The organism is Vibrio crassostreae, assembly GCF_024347415.1.
Taxonomy (GTDB): domain Bacteria; phylum Pseudomonadota; class Gammaproteobacteria; order Enterobacterales; family Vibrionaceae; genus Vibrio; species Vibrio crassostreae.
Map to the genome: position 1 here is coordinate 1,773,078 of NZ_AP025477.1, position 17,323 is coordinate 1,790,400.

General features: G+C 44.6%; 16 protein-coding genes. 8 read left to right on the forward strand and 8 right to left on the reverse strand.

Annotated features, from left to right (window positions below):
• Positions 1-154: 154 nt before the first annotated feature.
• Positions 155-901 carry a flagellar brake protein gene (locus OC193_RS23570; RefSeq protein ID WP_048663874.1) on the reverse strand — a complete coding sequence of 249 codons (747 nt, stop codon included), beginning with the start codon at positions 899-901 and terminating at the stop codon, positions 155-157.
• Positions 902-1,175: 274 nt separating this feature from the next.
• Here OC193_RS23570 and OC193_RS23575 point away from each other — a divergent pair, with 274 nt between their 5' ends.
• From OC193_RS23575 to OC193_RS23585, 3 genes are read left to right on the forward strand one after another with little or no spacing between them, the layout of a single operon-like run.
• Positions 1,176-1,460 carry a GNAT family N-acetyltransferase gene (locus tag OC193_RS23575; RefSeq protein ID WP_048658906.1) on the forward strand — a complete coding sequence of 95 codons (285 nt, stop codon included), beginning with the start codon at positions 1,176-1,178 and terminating at the stop codon, positions 1,458-1,460.
• A gap of 11 nt (positions 1,461-1,471) precedes the next feature.
• A complete protein-coding gene (locus tag OC193_RS23580) occupies positions 1,472-2,590 on the forward strand; it encodes a phosphotransferase (protein WP_048663873.1) in 1,119 nt (372 codons plus the stop codon).
• Positions 2,580-3,761, forward strand: coding sequence for an MFS transporter (locus OC193_RS23585; protein ID WP_048658908.1), 1,182 nt, complete (start codon positions 2,580-2,582; stop codon positions 3,759-3,761). Before OC193_RS23580 ends, OC193_RS23585 begins: the two co-directional genes overlap by 11 nt.
• A 100-nt stretch (positions 3,762-3,861) precedes the next feature.
• Here OC193_RS23585 and OC193_RS23590 read toward each other — a convergent pair whose 3' ends face one another.
• Complete coding sequence (locus OC193_RS23590) at positions 3,862-4,776, reverse strand: DMT family transporter (protein WP_048663872.1); 915 nt, start codon at positions 4,774-4,776, stop codon at positions 3,862-3,864.
• Between the two features lie 414 nt (positions 4,777-5,190).
• Here OC193_RS23590 and OC193_RS23595 point away from each other — a divergent pair, with 414 nt between their 5' ends.
• Positions 5,191-6,099, forward strand: a complete 909-nt coding sequence (locus OC193_RS23595; RefSeq protein WP_048663871.1) for a LysR family transcriptional regulator — start codon at positions 5,191-5,193, stop codon at positions 6,097-6,099.
• Between the two features lie 80 nt (positions 6,100-6,179).
• Here the strand turns inward: OC193_RS23595 and OC193_RS23600 are convergent, their stop codons facing one another.
• The 3 genes from OC193_RS23600 to OC193_RS23610 form a co-directional block, all read right to left on the reverse strand.
• On the reverse strand, positions 6,180-7,700 hold the full coding sequence (locus OC193_RS23600; RefSeq protein ID WP_048663870.1) for a DUF1254 domain-containing protein: 1,521 nt from the start codon (positions 7,698-7,700) through the stop codon (positions 6,180-6,182).
• Positions 7,701-8,198: 498 nt separating this feature from the next.
• Complete coding sequence (locus OC193_RS23605; RefSeq protein WP_048658912.1) at positions 8,199-9,122, reverse strand: LysR family transcriptional regulator; 924 nt, start codon at positions 9,120-9,122, stop codon at positions 8,199-8,201.
• A 137-nt stretch (positions 9,123-9,259) separates the two neighbouring features.
• Entirely contained in the window at positions 9,260-10,153 is an 894-nt protein-coding gene (locus tag OC193_RS23610) for a DMT family transporter (protein WP_048658913.1), read from the reverse strand.
• Positions 10,154-10,277: 124 nt separating this feature from the next.
• Between OC193_RS23610 and OC193_RS23615 the strand changes: the two genes are divergently transcribed.
• Both OC193_RS23615 and OC193_RS23620 read left to right on the forward strand, forming a co-directional pair.
• Positions 10,278-10,760 carry a MarR family winged helix-turn-helix transcriptional regulator gene (locus tag OC193_RS23615; RefSeq protein ID WP_017054932.1) on the forward strand — a complete coding sequence of 161 codons (483 nt, stop codon included), beginning with the start codon at positions 10,278-10,280 and terminating at the stop codon, positions 10,758-10,760.
• Between the two features lie 275 nt (positions 10,761-11,035).
• A complete protein-coding gene (locus OC193_RS23620) occupies positions 11,036-11,338 on the forward strand; it encodes a hypothetical protein (RefSeq protein WP_048658914.1) in 303 nt (100 codons plus the stop codon).
• Between the two features lie 28 nt (positions 11,339-11,366).
• Here the strand turns inward: OC193_RS23620 and OC193_RS23625 are convergent, their stop codons facing one another.
• Positions 11,367-12,272 carry a LysR family transcriptional regulator gene (locus tag OC193_RS23625; RefSeq protein ID WP_048658915.1) on the reverse strand — a complete coding sequence of 302 codons (906 nt, stop codon included), beginning with the start codon at positions 12,270-12,272 and terminating at the stop codon, positions 11,367-11,369.
• A 203-nt stretch (positions 12,273-12,475) separates the two neighbouring features.
• On the opposite strand from OC193_RS23625, the gene OC193_RS23630 reads away from it, so the two are divergent.
• Positions 12,476-12,913, forward strand: a complete 438-nt coding sequence (locus tag OC193_RS23630; protein WP_048658916.1) for a DoxX family protein — start codon at positions 12,476-12,478, stop codon at positions 12,911-12,913.
• A 128-nt stretch (positions 12,914-13,041) separates the two neighbouring features.
• Here OC193_RS23630 and OC193_RS23635 read toward each other — a convergent pair whose 3' ends face one another.
• On the reverse strand, positions 13,042-13,482 hold the full coding sequence (locus tag OC193_RS23635) for a GlcG/HbpS family heme-binding protein (protein WP_008220964.1): 441 nt from the start codon (positions 13,480-13,482) through the stop codon (positions 13,042-13,044).
• A gap of 103 nt (positions 13,483-13,585) precedes the next feature.
• Positions 13,586-15,211, reverse strand: a complete 1,626-nt coding sequence (gene aceB / locus OC193_RS23640) for a malate synthase A (RefSeq protein WP_048663869.1) — start codon at positions 15,209-15,211, stop codon at positions 13,586-13,588.
• A gap of 313 nt (positions 15,212-15,524) precedes the next feature.
• Between aceB and gcl the strand changes: the two genes are divergently transcribed.
• Positions 15,525-17,297: a glyoxylate carboligase gene (gene gcl / locus OC193_RS23645; protein WP_048613984.1), complete on the forward strand. Its 1,773-nt coding sequence runs from the start codon at positions 15,525-15,527 to the stop codon at positions 17,295-17,297.
• Positions 17,298-17,323 lie beyond the last annotated feature (26 nt).

Here is a 17,323-nt window from a genome sequence, read left to right on the forward strand (position 1 = left end):
CAAAGTTTAATAGCTAAACAAATAAATAGCAGTCAAAACGCAAAAGCCATCGTTTAGAGTCGATGGCTTTTTTATTGGTTGAGGTTTGGCTCGCTAGGAGCCATTTTTTTTGGTCAGCTTACGGTATTCGGAGAAAGTAGCGTCTTAAAAGGCGTTAACCGTTTCGTAAGCAGAGCTTGGTGCCATCAAACTTTAATTTTGCCAACAAGTGCTTAGCGTTGGCTCGGCCAATATCATCAAATTCGACACCGTATCGAGCGTAATGCGTCGATTTTTGCAGATTACAAATGATGCCCCTCAATGGCGGAATCAGCGGGCCATTGTAGTTTTCAGGCGTAATCTCAATCGACACTCGATCGGCAATCTGAATCGCGCGAGAAGTCGGTGAGGTCACAAAACGACAACCACTTTTCGATAAGTCTCTTATCTCACAGTTTGCTCGTTGGTCGTTGAAGATGATTCTTGAAGCTAGATTCACTTCATATCGGGTCTCTTTACGCAGTTGAGTCACTTGCATGGTACTTGGTGTAGAGAGCACTAAAATCGGAAAGGGTTCGCCAATCCTATGGTGAATTTGGCTTCTAAAGTGGATAAGCGCCCCTTCACCTCGCAGAGAATACGCACGAGCGGTCATCCAAAAGCCTTCTTGAAAGAAAAAGTTCAGATCTTCATTGGATACCTCGGGAACCTCAACCACAATACAGTTATCACTGTGCGTACCGATAAACTTGGTGGTGGCGAGAAACTTCGTGCCAACGGGAGTCGAGACATTTAATGTCAGTTCACTGCCGTGCTCAATCATGGCCAGCGCATCAGTGCTATTGATAGTGGAAACAGTGCGATTACGAGGGTCTTGAAGTGCCTGATTATGCTCCAAAGGCTTCTTCAGGGGTGCGTTCATTATATGTTCTCCATGCGCCAACATGCGTCTGTTAGTTATATTGGTAACTTGCTAACAAGGGGTTATTACGTGCTAGATTGGGTAGACGTACTCACATAGATTTATAGAGTGCCTTCTATCATTGCTGATTTTATATTAAGCCGATTGCACTGAATTATTTACTGTGTTTGTAAGTACTTAGTTTTATTTATATGCACTTGCGTTAGTCTATTACAAGGAACTCATACTTCAAACTTTTATTGTTTGTCGTGTCAATTATTTGCAGGAGTTGAGAATGCAGGCAGTAAAATGGGATCAAGAAGTGAACCAGATCACAGTTGAGCTAGAACCCAACCAGTTCGCGGTTGTTAAGTATCAAAAGGACGGAGATGTACTACATATCACGTCGACTCGTATTCCTGATGAACTGCAAGGCAAGGGCTTTGGTAAGATGATGATGGAGTCGGTATTGCCTGAAATTGAACAAGCGGGCTTCAAAATTGTGCCGGTTTGTAGCTATGTGGTTCACTACATGAATAGGCAGCCACAGTGGTCACATCTTCTATCCGATAAAGCATAACAACGAGTAATATGTCTCAATCAATACCGTCGAATAATCGAGCTCAAGCTACAGTGAGCTCAAGTCAAAATCAGCCTGAGCTTTATCAAAAGATAGCGACCTGGTTGGGTTGTTATGAAGGATTTGATGTCGAAGTGATTCAACGCCTGTGGGGCGGGTATGGCGAGTTAGTTCGCTTGGTCTTTGCTAAAGATAATAGCGCTTCGATGAACAGCGTTATCGTTAAACATGTCGCGCTGCCAGATAAAGCGGAACACCCTAAAGGCTGGAATACTAAACTCTCTCATCAACGCAAAGTTCACTCTTACCAAGTGGAAACGGCATGGTATCAGTCCTTCACTCAACAATGGGACGATCGTTGTCCTGTTCCTGTTGGACTGCATTGTGAGCTACAAGAGAATGAGTGGCTTATCGTGATGCAAGACCTAGCAGATATAGGTTTTCCGTTAACCTCTCAGTTTGATGTACCTGTTGTTTCTGACTATCAGGCATCTAGTTACACACGAGAAGAGCAAAAACAACGCGATGCTTGCCTTAAATGGCTCGCTAATTTTCACGCAAAGCACATCAATATCAATCAAGAACAGTCGTCGTCATTGTGGCAAGTCGGTACATACTGGCACCTAGACACTCGCCCCGATGAGCTGAATGCTTTGGCTGATGTCCCACTGAAGAATCAAGCTAAGCACATCGACCGTTTATTAAAAGAGTGTCCATATCAAACCTTGGTTCATGGTGACGCTAAGCTAGCCAACTTCTGTTTTGATCTAGAGAGCGAAAACGCCGCTGCCGTCGATTTCCAATATGTGGGTCACGGCTGTGCGATGAAAGATGTGGCTCTATTTATGAGCAGCGCAATTAGGCCGCAAGATTGCCAAGAGTACGAGCAAAAGGTATTAGATATTTACTTCCAACACTTGAAAGATGCACTCGCGCACTATCAGCCACACCTTTCTTTCGATGATGTTGAAGCCGCATGGCGACCAATGTTTTACGTGGCATGGGCTGATTTCCAACGTTTCGTGAAAGGTTGGAGCCCTGAGCATTGGAAGATTAATCCGTATACTGAGCAGTTGACCTTACGAGTGCTCACTCAATTAGACGAACAGGAGTCCGTCAATGTTCGATAGAACCGCGAGCTGGAAAACGCCGCAAAACTTTTTATTACTGATTTCGATTGTTGTACCTATCGCGTTTTCGAGCTGGATGGCTCTGCTTAATAATTTCGTGATTGAGAAAGCGAACTTTGACGGTGCCGATATAGGCTTGCTGCAAAGTGTTCGTGAGATACCCGGCTTCTTAGCATTTACTGTGGTGTTTGTTTTAGCCTTCATACGTGAGCAACGCTTCATGTTGATATCGCTAGCGATGCTGACCGTGGGCACGGCGATTACCGGTTTATTCCCTTCACTGACAGGCCTTTTGCTTACCACCATTTTGATGTCAACGGGTTTCCACTATTTTGAAACGTTGAAGCAATCTTTGTCACTGCAATGGCTAAGCAAAGAAGAAGCGCCAGAGATGCTAGGTAAAATGATCTCGGTGGGCGCACTTGCGTCTCTTCTCACCTATGGCTCTATTTGGGTGATGCTAGAACAGCTAAAACTCGATTTCGCTTGGGTATATGGTATTACCGGAGGCATCGGTTTCGTTCTGGTGTTGGTGATGACCTTTGGTTTCCCTGAGTTTCAAACCAAGACCCAACAGAATAAGAAGTTAGTGCTAAGGAAGCGTTACTGGCTCTACTATGCGCTGACGTTTATGAGTGGCGCGAGAAGACAAATATTCACCGTGTTTGCAGGCTTTTTGATGGTAGAGAAGTTCGGTTACTCGGCTGCTGAGATTACGCTATTGTTCTTAATCAACTACCTATTTAATTTCTTGTTCGCAAAACGCATTGGCAAGTTCATTGGTGTGGTTGGCGAGCGCAAGGCGTTAATCTTCGAGTATGTCGGTTTGATCGGTGTGTTTGTTGGATATGGTTTGGTGCAAAGTGCTGAGTGGGCGGCGGCGCTTTACGTGGTCGATCATCTGTTCTTTGCTTTGGCGTTAGCGATTAAAACTTACTTCCAAAAAATTGCAGATCCAGCAGACATGGCCTCAACCGCAGGTGTTTCTTTCACCATCAACCATATCGCCGCGGTTGTTATTCCAGTCGCGTTTGGTGTGATTTGGTTATCGTCCCCTGCAACGGTTTTCTACATCGGTGCTGCGATGGCGGCGGTTTCTTTGGCGTTGTCTTTAAACATTCCTAAGACACCTGAAGAAGGCAATGAAGTGCGAATGTTTAGCTGGCGTTAACGCTAGGTAGAGACAAATAAAAAGCTCCAATATCGCTATTGGAGCTTTTTTGTATGTGTTAGGTCGAGAGATCTAATCAATCAAATAGGTTCCAGTAGGATTAGCTTCTTACGGTTTTTAATCCTGTGCGTAACTTGAAGATGCTCTTTGGTGCTTTAGTTAGCAGGATGCCACAAAGCAGAGGGATCATCATAAGCAGAGACTGTTCCGATAGCACCTCACCATTGATGTAGCAAGAGATCAGCAGTGCAACCACTGGGAAGATAAGGAAACAAATGGATGCTTGGAACGGTGTCGAAACCTGACCGAGTTTGAAGTAAGCCACAATACCGCCGACACTCGCTACAAAACCTAGGTACACGACCGCTGAGATAGAATCCCAAGTGAAAGATTCTACGTTCACGTTCTCACCAACAGCCGATACAGCAAACAAGAAAATCGCAGCAATAAAGCTTGGTACAGCGTTGTAAGTCAGTACTTCGATGCCTTTACTGTGCTTTTGTACCAACACATACATCACCGCGTGAATCGCAACCGCAAGGCCTAAGCAAACCGTACCGATAAGGTAATCGTCGCCACCCATCTGCATTTCGTTACCAAGGATTAAACATAGGCTCACAACAGCAGTAATCAGACCGAATATTTGATGCTTTGCTAAGCGCAGACCAAGGAACAGACCCGACATCAGCATCACAGCTACTGGCATGTTGGCGAAGATGATCGAAGCCAAACCAGAAGAGATGTATTGCTCACCGTAGATCATTAAAGTGAACGGAATAGCAAAATACATCAGTGCCACAATCAGTAGCCATTGACGTTTACCTTTAGGAAAAAGCAGAGGTTGGTTGAACACTTTCGCCAATACCGCAAGCAGCGGTGCGGCCAGTAAAAAGCGCAATGCCGTGGCAAAAACAGGTGGGATAGAATGCAATGCCACTTCCATAGCGAACCAAGTGGTTCCCCAAATTAAGCAAACAGAGACAAAAAGCAAGATAGTTAGCGACTTCGAATTCATGGTGACTACTCATTAATAATTATTTTAAATCATAGGCTTGTAGCGCCTTAATGACGTGGCACAGTATAAGGAGGTAGTCGGAGAAAAAATTTGTCTTTTTGTCTCTAATTGAAATGAAGTGTAGAAATTAAATCTCTAATATAACTATTGAGAAGCAAATATTTTCACCAATTGATATCTTTATAAAGTCATTATTCTTTGCGAGGTTTAATTTTTACGAATGGATGTATGATTCCGCAACGTAAGACAAATGATATATTTACTCGACTTCGGAGTCTTGTGGGCCGTGGTATTTAGATAACGTCTGTAAAAAACGCTACTGACAACAAACTTATAGCATAGAGTGTTGAAGGTTTATTTGGTTCACGTTCATACTGAACTAGAAAGGCAAAGCATGGAAATGAGGTAGGGCATTTGAAAAACACAATCGACTTAAATCTGTATCGATTTTTGGATTTGCTTTATGAGCAACAATCTCAGGCGAAGGTTTGCCATATTCTGGATATCAGCCGAGCAACGTTTAATCGCCACCTTTCGGATTGTCGAGATTTGTTTGCTAATGAGTTATTCATTGCAACCAAAGGTGTTTATGCGCCGACCTTGTTCACCACTCAACTAATACTGGTGGTGAAAGAACCTTTAGAAAAGCTAGAGCAAGCGCAGCAAATATCGCAGTCGTTTATTGGTACCGATTCGAATATTGAGTATGTTTTTCATGCTGCGAATCCATTGAGCACACTGTTTACGGTTCCTCTGTTGCAGGGTCTTACCAATGAGGAGTCGAAGCCCAAAATATCCATGATGGACTGGTCGTTAGATGGAGTCGAATTTCCCAAAGCGGGCACCTTGGCGATTGGTGTGTCGGGCTATCCAAATGAACTGAATGATCGCATTGTAGAACGTAAAGTGGGGTCGTTAGAATTGTTTGCTTATGTGGCCGATACACATCCTCTAGCCAAAAACGAAGCCATCGACCTCAACCAGTTAGAAAGCTTTGATACGGTGCGTGTTTCGATGGGGTCATTGGATGCGAACTCCTATTACGAGCGCCTAAAAAAGCGCACAGGCTTGGTATTGCAGCAGAAGCTGACTGTGGCATCGGTCTCCTCCGCGTTGGAATGTGTGCAGGTGAGCCAGTATGTGTACGTTGGCTTTGATATGGGTTTGGCTTCTATCCCTAGTGGGCTCAGTAAACGGCCTGTTTTATTCAACGGCGAAGCGGTGACTTTTGATGTTGGTATCCAGTACCACCGTGCTTGTTATCAGCACCCGATAGTCAAACGTATTGAGCAGATCTTAAGTGAGAGCCTAGAAAGTTATTGATCATATAGATGATGACAACAACAAAAAACGCGCCGATGAAGGCGCGTTTTAGTTACTGTCTCATTGAAGACTACTAAGCGTTACAACTTAACTTCTTCAATGTCGCTTGGCTTCCATGTTTGGTCATACCAAGCTTCTTGAGGACCGTAGAGTCTTAGAATCGTGAACCAACCTTTACCTGGTACCGTTTCAATCCAGTTCGCTTCTTTGCCTTTTGGAGCGGTAGGGCCAAAGTACAGATCAACCGAACCATCTTTGTTTTCGATAAAATCATCGCGCTGATTATTCTTACTTGGCAGCGGTTGGCTGGTTTGCAGCTCTGAACGTGTTTGCGTGTCGTAAGCCACAATAGACCAGAAGTTCTTAGCAGGAACATTCGCTGGAATATTCAATTTGTAGTGCTTGCCACCATCGAAATATTCACCGTCTTTCGCTTGATCAAGCAGCGCGTATTGAGAGCCCTTTTCGATAAGCTTCAAAGCCATCGCTGGTGTATTCACTGTCGCTACATAGAAGAAGTAAGAGCGTGCATCTAGGTTGCGTCCACCTTCACCTTTGTCGACTAACCATTGGTAATCCTTGCCGATAAACGCCGTTTTCCATAGGCGGTCTTCATAGATGTAAGCCTTCTTGTCTCTTGGCTGGAAGTACAGAGATCTAGCTGTTGCATTACCAATCGCGACACCATCTTTCATCAGCTTTTTCATGCGTTCATCGGGCGCAAAAGGTTTGTTCTTTTGAATGCCAATGCTCGACATGAGTCCACGCAGCTCAGGGTCGATGAATGAAATCGGCTCTTTATCTAGCACCGTTTTAATCTCTGTGTAGAAGTGCCCGTCATTTGCATGAATGGTATTGAACGGTTTGCCACTCCCCGAGATGAACTCCATTTTTGGTTGGTCATCTTTCTTCGCTAGTGGGTAGATTTTAAGTTTCTCTTTATAGGCTTTCACCGCGGCGTCGGTCTTGCCATCTTTAAGGAATCCGCGAGCGATGAACCAGTTGGTGTAGCTGGTCGATTGTGAAACAAAGTAGCCTTCAGGTACTTCGCCTTCGTAGCCCGGAGGAAGAATCAGGTACTTACCACCTTTGCCTTTATCTGGCCCCACGATGCCTAGGTCGGTAACAAAACGGAAAAACGCATCGTTCACCGTAGTTGGTCCCATCCCTTCTGGTACTTCAATTACGGTTGGACCATCTTTCTCAAGGTCTAGGAAAACCGAAGCATAAACGGTGTCGGTGTTGCCTGTTAAAAATAGAGGGTTTGAATCCATCAGATTATCGAACACCACCACTTGGTTTGATGATGTTGAACCTATCTCAGCATGACCAACGCGCAGTGCTTCAACCGAAGCCATTGGAATCGCATTGAGGAACACCTCTGTTGAGCGAATCGTATCTAGGTTGTCATACAGCTTTTGCGCGGTTTCAGCCGTTGGTGCACCATCTTTAAAGTTCAGCTCACCGATGCTGGTTTGCACCGTATCTGGCGTCATAATGCTTGGCGGAATATCGGTATTGTAGTTCTCAGTCGCCAGTACTTGGTGTGAGATAAAAATACTGCTCGCTAATACAATTGCTTTTAGCTTCGACGTAATCATGATGTCACCTTTCAGTTTCGTTTCGATGTGCTTACTTTATGCTAGTCGAAAAAACATATCTGATACGCGGCAGGCTCAAAAATGAGTCTTAAAATACGAGGGATGATCGAATTCTCTAAATTAAGGGTGTTAGTGGGTTTACTTAGGGAGTTTAAGAAGTGTTTAGTTATGAAAAAGCCCCTTTACTGAATCAGACTATAAAGGGGAGAGAGCTACCACACGAAACGGTAAACTAAAAACGAAGGTTGAAACCTAGTTCGACGCTGCCATCTGAGCGCGCAGAATCATGCTGGATGACATGTTTCTGACCAAAGGTATATTTCAAATAAGGTTCCACCCATTTGGATTTGAGGGTAAAAGTAACATCTTGCGTTTATTATGTGGCGTTCCTAGCCGATGGGAGAAGTATATGGATTGCATAAAAAAGCCTCTAATCCCTTCTCGGAATAGAGGCTTTAACGTTGGGTTATTAATAAAGGAGAGTAAAGACGCTGATAACTACTGGTTATTATTGAGTAGGTTATCCAATATCTTTTTAAGCCACAGGGTTGTCGGACTGTTACGATGTTTGTGGTGAAAGTATGCACAAACGATAGGGTTGATATCCTTGTTGTCAAACAAGATGTCGATGGCTCGTAAGGAGGTCTTCTTCTCTATGCCTAAAAATTTCGAGGCAGGGAACATCATATCGGAGTTTTCTACGACGTCGATAACTGCTGATGGCAGTTCCGAACGAAAGCCAATTCTTGCTTCAAGACCTTTTATTTTCAGAATTTTTTCAGCAAGCGTTTGATGGGAATTCCAGTCAATCGCAATGATAGTCGCTAATTCAAATTTGACGCCATCTTTCACTTCAATGGAGTCTTTTTTGTAAGGGTGGCCTTCTCTTAAATAGCCTTTAAAGCTGTCTTGGGCTATCGGTTGCTGTAGTAGTTCTTTGGGAGCGTGGTTAATTTCATAATTGAAACCAATCAGTACCTCATCATTAATGATGTCAGCCATTGTTGTTTTAGACCAGTTTAATAACTGCACTTGAACATGTGGAGCTTGAGAGCGAATGGCTTTGAATAACTTACTTGATAGTGAACTGAGAAGGAAAGGAGATAACGCTAACTTGAGGGGCCCGCGTAGTTCACTAGGGTTGAATTCATTACTATTATTGAGTGCTAAAGAAAGATCATCCAAGATTGGCGAAATACTCTCGGCGAGCATATTGGCATGCTCAGTTGCACGTAATCCGTGGTGCGTTTTTACAAATAGCTCATCGTCGAAATGATCGCGCAATCTTTGTAGAGCTTTACTGATCGCCGGTTGAGATACGAACAAGCGTTCGGATGCTTTTCGCATATTTCGCTCTTGATGCAAAATGATAAAAGTCCGTAATAAATTCAAATCCAAGTTGGAGAAGAGATCCTTTGCCATAGTCAGTACCTAAAGTTATGAGTGATTTAATATTAAGGTGACACTCACGTCAGAACAAATAGAATATTTGTATAGTTAAGAGGCAGATAAAACAAAACCCGCACTTGGCGGGTTTATTAGTAACACTCTAAATCTATTTACTGCGTAACGGGTTTGACCGCTTTGGTTTGTCTTACTGCAAGGATAAGTTGCGGTAGTAGTGACATCACGATCATGCCTGTCATCAGTGAATACTGTACTGGAGTAAAGGATTCACCCATTAACACCATACCTGTCACGATGCCAGCAACAGGGTTAGCGATGCCACCGAAGGTGAAATCAACCACAGACATGCGTTGTAGCAACCACACATACATGCCGTAACCAAGCGCCGTATTCAGCCCAATTACCCACAATAGACCCATAGCGTTGCGAGTATCGAAATGAGTGACGGCATTAACATAAGGTTGTGGGTCAATGAACGCATGAACGCCAGACGCGACAGACAAAATCGTACCGCCTAAAATCAGCTGCCACGTTAATACCTTCCACCAGTGCATGCGATTACCCAGTGATTTGGTAATGCTGCTGCCGATAACGATACACATTATCGCAGCGAACATGGCACCCAAACCGATAGGGTTCAGTGCGATTTGACTTGGGTTGAACAGAATCCACGCTAAGGTGATCAAGCCAATACCAGACAGGGCTTGAATTAGGTGCGGGCGCTGCTTTTTCACTACCCAATGGAAGATCATCGCGAACACCGGTACAGAGATCATACCCACGCCAGAAATCGCTGAAGGCAACGTTAGTGCCATCACGAAGATCAGGCCAAAGAAGGTCGCAATATTGATAAGGCCCAATGTGAAAATGATCTGCCACTCGCCTTTTTTAGGCAGTGTCGGTTTTACTGCTAGCAATAACAAACCAGCAGGTAACGCACGCAAAGCACCCAATAATAATGGTGGCCACTCCTGTAGCGTAAATTGCGTCACTGCATAGGTTGTTCCCCAGAAGAACGCGGGGATCATTGCTAATAATATGTTCATTTAAAATATCTTTACGTTAAGATAACTATTGTGTGAACTGTATACTGAGAACTAGTGGTTGTAAAGTATCTTTATGTTAAACTAGTTTGAAGTAATCAAGACTAATAACGGAGCGAGATTGCAAATGGATGCTATCGACCGCGTAGTAGAGCAATGGGCAAAGGAAAAGCCTGAGCTAGAAACTGAGCCTATGGCTATGATGGGCCGGATTATGCGTATTGCCAAGTATATGGAGACTCAGGTTGCCGAGCTTCATAAAAAATACGACATGAAACTCGGCGAGTTTGATGTGCTAGCCACCTTGCGACGTTCTGGAAAGCCTTACCGACTCACTCCCTCAGAGCTGATAGGTTCGATGATGCTGACATCAGGTGCGATGACCAATCGCCTTGATAAACTGGAAGCCAAAGGGCTGATCAGCCGTGAGCACAGTAAAGAAGACAGACGCAGTGTGAGTGTTCAGCTAACCAAAGATGGTCTGATTCTGATTGACCAAATGATGACTGAGCATGTCGAAATGCAGAAAAAGCTGGTTAAATCTCTGTCTGCGAGCCAGAAGAAGAACACCAACCAACTGCTAAAAACATGGTTGAGCGCTTACGAGTAACCGACTTGTTGAATCAGGTTACTGAACGTAGTGAATTGAACGAGCTTAATTTGATATGAAAACCGAAGTGATGAACTTCGGTTTTTTTGTGTCTTCAATTTGGTGTCGCGCTATTTAGTATCTGTTAATTTGGGAACGGCACTGAGCCAGAAAACCGAACAAGTTCCATCGATGTAATTCAATATTTTAGGACATCCTATTTAAGACTTCCCGTTATCAATAGATGCCACCCATCAGTATATTTCTCGTATTCCCACAATACAGAGATTACTGAAATGAAACTTAAAATAGCCCTTAGCGCAGCACTACTAGTGACGTCATTTGCATCCCACGCAGAGTTGAAAATGTCGATCAACGAACAAACCAATGGCGTCGTCGTCACGGTTTATCAAGATGGAGAACGCGTTCCTAACGCTCAGGTCGTCACCAATATTCGTGGGCAACAAGTGACAGAAACATCAGACAGAGGGCAAGCATTTTTCTACAAGGGAAATATCCCGAGAGTGTACCAATTTGAAGCAACTACAGATCAAGGCGAGAGTGTCCAACAAAGCCGATTCATTGGACGAGATAAATAGATTTTCGGAGTGTCTTAATAGAATCGAACTAGTGAGTTTGAGCCGACGCTCTCCAGCACTTTTCTAACTTTTTCAAAGCGAGTGTTTTGGCTTTTCCCATGTTGCCTATTTGCCACGCGAGCACGATATCAACGGTTCTTGCGTGGCCAATTTCCACTAAACTTCCGGCTTCTAACTCGGCGCTTATAAGCTGTTTAGGCAGGGTACCGATACCAAGGTTACGTTGAATTGCCGTTAACTTACTGCTCATTGAACTGACCGTACTGGTTTTCTGATTCAATAAAATATTTTTAGTGGTCTTAGGCGCTGATTTGGCAGTATCTGCGACTGCGATGATCGTGTGTCCCCGACGAGTTGATTCACTGAGCGGATTCGGCTCGCTTAAAATGGGAGCATTTTTCGCGGCGACCCAGATCATCTCTACGCTGCCGATGGTTTTAATGTTCACGGTATTCGGTAGCTCGATATTGGGCATCGATGAGATGAGAATATCTGCTTTTCCTGAGATTAACGCTTCCCAGCCTCCCGACAAAATATCCTCTTGGACATACAGTTGCGTGCTGCATTCCGTTGCCATATCTGCGATTAATGACAACGCAATGTCTTGTCCGATAATGCCGTCATAGGAAACAAACAGTTCGCTTTCCCAACCGCTGGAGAAACGTTGTACTTGGTTTATGAGTTCATCTGATCCCGCGAGCAACTGGCGACCATTTTCCACCAACATTTGTCCTACTTGAGTAAATACGGCTCTGTGTCCTGAACGATCTAAAATCAAGATACCGAGATCCTCTTCCAACTTTTGAATCTGATAACTCAATGCAGAAACGGATCGATTGAGATGCGCAGAGGCTGCGGAAAACGTTCCTTCACGCTGTAGAACATCCAGTATTTGTAAGGTATCGAGCGGCAGTGTTTTCTTCAGAGTCTTCATAAAATCAATAAAAATTAGGCAAGTGTTCCAGTGAGCTTAAGGTAATGGTAACAGTAATAGGGCTTTTTAATCTTCGGTTTTAGCCAGTAATTTGTATGCGAGTATGTCTACTAAAATTTCAAACAAGTTGTTCTATTTTTCTCGTTATCATCTTAATGCCAAGTCGAATAACCTACGTGTAAATTTTTAAGAAGGCTTAGTATATGAACACCAGATGGAACGACACATTGACTTTTCTCGCTCGTATTTTATTAGCTTACTTGTTTATTCAAGCGGGGTGGGGAAAGTTATTTAGCTATGAAGGAACGGCGGGATACATGGCGTCTCAAGGCGTCAGCGCTCATTTTTTACCTTTAGTTATCCTACTTGAACTTGGTGGCGGGCTTGCGATTCTAGCTGGGTTTATGACTCGCTTTACTGCGCTATCGATTGCATTTTTCTCTTTGGTTTCTGGTGTCATGTTTCACTTCGACCCAAGTTCATCGGGTCAAATGATTAACTTCTACAAAAACTTCTCTGTTGCTGGTGGGTATCTGGCTTTAGCGGCTCTAGGGGCAGGATCGTTTAGTGTTGATTACTGGTTGTCTAACAAGCTGAAGCAAGACACAAAATGGACGCGCTTAATGGTTCTTGTACGTTAGTGCTCTTTGTCTAATCACACGTTATTCGTTAGTGTGGTTGGCGCAACTTATGAATAAAAAAACCGAAGCTATCTGGCTTCGGTTTTTTTGTTCCTGTCTAAGAATTTCAAGTACAGAGAGTTAGCGAGTTAAGCTTGTAGCATCTCGTCACTGAATAGTTCTGCACAACCAATGCCATTAATGGCGCAGCTTTCATCGATGTCTGAGATGTCACCGCTCACGCCGATAGCACCCAGTACGGTTTTATCCTTGTCTCGAATCAGTAGTCCCCCTGGAACAGGTACCATGTTTCCGTGTGCGAGCACGTTTACGGCGGAGATGAATGCTGGTCGGTTGTCAGCATCTTGGGCGAGTTTTCTAGAGGAACAACCCAGTGCGAGTGCCCCCCACGCTTTAGCAATCGCGATGTCTGGTCGCATCATGCTAGAGCCATCTTGACGTTGCAGAGAAATCAGCTTGCCACCGCTGTCTAAGACGGCGACCGTCAAAGGTTCTGTGTGGATCTTGTTTCCTGCTTTTAAGGTTCCATCGATGATGGTTAACGCTTGTTGTAGAGTCAAACTTCCCATGTTATCTCCTAGTTTTTCAAGGGGCATACGTACCAAGCTTAGCCAGCCAATCATTACTCTTGTTTGTGAATATCATTGACTGATTCAGATCGGTACAAGAGTCCTAACTGGACTCTTGTAATAGCCCATAGCTGGGTAAAGTTAGGAAGGCAGCGAACTTTTCGGCTGTAGAAAGTTGATAGAAAAGATCAGCTGTCTCTTCAAATCGACCTGCTGTATAGCGCGAGTCACCGACTTCATGTTTTATTGTGTCTAACTCTTGGTAAAGCCAAGAGTGGAACAGTTGTTTGGTAAAGGTTTGGCCGTCATCAAGCGTGACGCCGTGGTGGATCCATTGCCAGATGTTGGCTCTTGAGATCTCTGCGGTGGCGGCATCTTCCATAAGGCCGTAGATAGGTACACAACCGTAGCCTTGAATCCAAGCCTCGATGTAATAAAGCGCAATACGGATATTCTTGCGCACACCGGCTTCGTCGCGGCTGCCTTCACAAGGTTTTAGCAACGAGTCGGCATTGATTACATGCTCCGGGCTTTGAAAATCCATTTGGTTTACTTTGCCATCTAAGTGCTTATCAAAGATCGACATTGCCAAATCAACCAGTGCAGGGTGCGCGACCCATGTGCCATCGTGTCCGTTCTGAGATTCTCTTTGCTTATCTTCGATTACCTTGGCGGTTACACGTGCCATTTCTTGCGGATCTTTCGCTGGAATAAAAGCCGACATACCACCCATCGCCAGTGCACCGCGAGCATGACAAGTACGCACTAACAACTGGCTGTAGGCATTTAGGAACTCTTGATCCATACCGATCCCGTGGCGGTCAGGCAGGATGCGGTCTTTATGGTTTTTCAGCGTTTTGATGTAGCTGAAGATGTAATCCCAACGGCCACAGTTCATTGCCACGATATGATCACGCATTGCGTACAAGATCTCTTCCATTTGGAATACTGCTGGAAGTGTCTCAATCAAAACCGTCGCACGAATGGTGCCTTTGGGCACGTGGAAATAGTTTTCGGTGAAGCTGAAAATATCGTCCCACCACTGTGCTTCTTCCATACTCTCAAGTTTGGGAATGTAGTAGTAAACCCCTAAACCTTGTTGTGCTCGTGATTGATAGTTGTGGAAAAAGTACAAGGCGAAGTCCATCAAGCAACCGCCGATAGGCTGATTGTTGAATTGGATGGATTGCTCAGGAAGGTGGATCCCTCGTGGGCGTGCGATCAGCAGTGCAGGATCGTCGTTTAATTGGTAACGCTTCTGCTTCTTCTCATCGAAATAACTAATGGTGCCAAGGTTGGCATCTCTTAGGTTGATTTGCCCTTCGACCATGTTGGCCCAAGTAGGAGAAGACGCATCTTCAAAGCAGCACATGAAGACTTTCGCGCCTGAGTTTAGCGCGTTGATCACCATCTTTCTTTCGATAGGCCCGGTGATCTCTACTCGGCGATCCAGCAATTCTGGTGGCGGTGTCGCCACTTTCCACTCTTTATTCTGGCGAATGGAAATGGTGTCTTTTCTAAAATTGGGTAACTCACCCTCGTCATATTGAGCTTGTTTTACGTCGCGGCCACTTAGCAGGGTATGACGGCGATCTCCAAACTTATTGACGAGAGCTTCTAAGAATTTTAATGCATCTTTAGACAAGATCTCTTTGTACTCGGAGTTGTCCATCTTCCCAAGTACCTGCATACATTGTACTTCTTCTCTCTCTTTTACGTCATTCATCATTCTTGTCTCCTTTAAACAATACGATGTCACTTTGTATACAAAGTGCTCTTTTTAAGGGTATTTATATTGTAGAAATTGTAAACAAGCAAACGGTATTTAACATTTATTTATCATTTGATCTTTTTGTAATTTATTTTTACGTAAAGATATTTTATGTAAAGCAATGAATTGTAAGCTTTTCGGGGTAAGTGCGTACTTAATGTGATGGGTTGGTGTAACAAAATTGTTTCATTTTGGGGTTGATAAATAGCGAGGATGGTTCATAGTACACAAAAGTTAGTTTAATTGTATACAATCTGAACTGGAGGTTCGAATGGCAATTATGAAAGCGATTGAAGCAGCGGTAGAAGTGCTTAAACGTGAAGGTGTAGACATCGCATTTGGTGTTCCCGGCGCAGCAATAAACCCTATGTATGCGGCTATGAAAAAGCTCGGAGGAATCGACCACGTCTTAGCTCGCCACGTAGAGGGAGCATCCCATATGGCTGAAGGGTACACGCGTACTAATCAAGGCAATATAGGTGTGTGTATTGGTACTTCTGGCCCTGCCGGAACGGACATGATCACGGGTCTTTATTCTGCGTCTGCTGATTCGATTCCAATTCTATGCATCACAGGCCAAGCGCCCCGTGCTCGTCTTCATAAAGAAGATTTCCAAGCGGTCGACATTGAATCTATCGCTAAACCAGTCACTAAATGGGCAACCACGGTGCTGGAACCTGCACAAGTGCCACGCGCATTCCAAAAAGCCTTTCATTTGATGCGTTCGGGTCGCCCGGGGCCAATCCTGATAGATCTACCGATTGATGTTCAGCTGGCTGAGATTGAGTTTGATATCGATACCTATGAACCGCTAGAACCTTACAAACCGCAAGCAACTCGCGCGCAGGTTGAGAAAGCATTAACTATGATGTCTCAATCTGAAAAACCGCTGATTGTATCGGGCGGTGGCGTGATTAACGCTGGCGCATCTGAATTGCTCCAGCAGTTTGCAGAAATCACCGGTGTGCCAGTAATCCCAACCTTGATGGGCTGGGGCTCTATCCCAGATGACCATGACTTAATGGCGGGTATGGTGGGGCTACAAACTTCTCACCGTTACGGTAACGAAACCATGCTCAACTCTGACTTCGTGTTTGGTGTCGGTAACCGCTGGGCCAACCGTCATACCGGGTCCGTGGATGTTTACACCGAAGGTCGCAAGTTCGTACATGTGGACATTGAACCAACTCAAATCGGCCGTGTGTTCTGTCCGGATTTGGGCATAGTCTCTGATGCGAAAGCAGCATTAGAGCTAATGGTTGAAGTGGCGCAAGAGTGGCGTGATGCTGGCAAGCTGCCAAACCGAAATGCTTGGGCAAGTGAGTGTCAGGAACGCAAGTCGACCATGCTGCGTAAAACCAATTTCGATGAAGCGCCAATGAAACCGATGCGTGTTTATGAAGAGATGAACAAGGCATTTGGTCGTGACACTTGTTATGTGAGTACGATTGGTTTGTCGCAAATTGCTGCCGCTCAGTTCCTGCATGTTTATAAGCCTCGTAACTGGATTAACTGTGGTCAAGCTGGCCCGCTAGGTTGGACAACACCAGCCGCATTAGGCGTACGAGCTGCTGATCCAAATCGCGATATCGTCGCTATCTCTGGTGATTATGATTTCCAATTCATGATCGAAGAACTGGCGGTAGGTGCTCAGTTCAACCTGCCATACATCCATGTACTGGTGAACAACTCTTACCTAGGTTTGATTCGCCAAGCGCAGCGCCAATTTGATATCGATTATTGTGTACAACTGGCGTTTGATAACCAGAACGCACCAGAGCTTGAAGGCTACGGGGTAGACCATGTCGCAGTTGTTGAAGGCCTAGGTTGTAAGGCGATTCGAGTTCGTGAACCAGAGCAAATTGCAGCAGCGTTTGAGCAAGCAAAAGAGCTGATGAACAAGCATAAAGTCCCGGTTGTTGTTGAGCTGATTCTTGAGCGAGTAACCAACATAGCGATGGGCGTTGAGATTAATGCGATCAACGAATTTGAACCGCTTGCGGAAAGCCGCGGTGATGCTCCAACGGCGCTGGCGTACAAGTAATCATTAAGTAATGTGTATCCGTAGAG

Coding starts and splice junctions, on each gene's coding strand:
- OC193_RS23620 (WP_048658914.1), top strand. CDS start 11,036: ATGAAACTTAAAATAGCCCTTAGCGCAGCACTACTAGTGACGTCATTT.
- OC193_RS23615 (WP_017054932.1), top strand. CDS start 10,278: ATGGATGCTATCGACCGCGTAGTAGAGCAATGGGCAAAGGAAAAGCCT.
- OC193_RS23590 (WP_048663872.1), bottom strand. CDS start 4,776: ATGAATTCGAAGTCGCTAACTATCTTGCTTTTTGTCTCTGTTTGCTTA.
- OC193_RS23605 (WP_048658912.1), bottom strand. CDS start 9,122: ATGGCAAAGGATCTCTTCTCCAACTTGGATTTGAATTTATTACGGACT.
- gcl (WP_048613984.1), top strand. CDS start 15,525: ATGGCAATTATGAAAGCGATTGAAGCAGCGGTAGAAGTGCTTAAACGT.
- OC193_RS23610 (WP_048658913.1), bottom strand. CDS start 10,153: ATGAACATATTATTAGCAATGATCCCCGCGTTCTTCTGGGGAACAACC.
- OC193_RS23625 (WP_048658915.1), bottom strand. CDS start 12,272: ATGAAGACTCTGAAGAAAACACTGCCGCTCGATACCTTACAAATACTG.
- OC193_RS23600 (WP_048663870.1), bottom strand. CDS start 7,700: ATGATTACGTCGAAGCTAAAAGCAATTGTATTAGCGAGCAGTATTTTT.
- OC193_RS23580 (WP_048663873.1), top strand. CDS start 1,472: ATGTCTCAATCAATACCGTCGAATAATCGAGCTCAAGCTACAGTGAGC.
- OC193_RS23570 (WP_048663874.1), bottom strand. CDS start 901: ATGAACGCACCCCTGAAGAAGCCTTTGGAGCATAATCAGGCACTTCAA.
- aceB (WP_048663869.1), bottom strand. CDS start 15,211: ATGATGAATGACGTAAAAGAGAGAGAAGAAGTACAATGTATGCAGGTA.
- OC193_RS23585 (WP_048658908.1), top strand. CDS start 2,580: ATGTTCGATAGAACCGCGAGCTGGAAAACGCCGCAAAACTTTTTATTA.
- OC193_RS23630 (WP_048658916.1), top strand. CDS start 12,476: ATGAACACCAGATGGAACGACACATTGACTTTTCTCGCTCGTATTTTA.
- OC193_RS23575 (WP_048658906.1), top strand. CDS start 1,176: ATGCAGGCAGTAAAATGGGATCAAGAAGTGAACCAGATCACAGTTGAG.
- OC193_RS23635 (WP_008220964.1), bottom strand. CDS start 13,482: ATGGGAAGTTTGACTCTACAACAAGCGTTAACCATCATCGATGGAACC.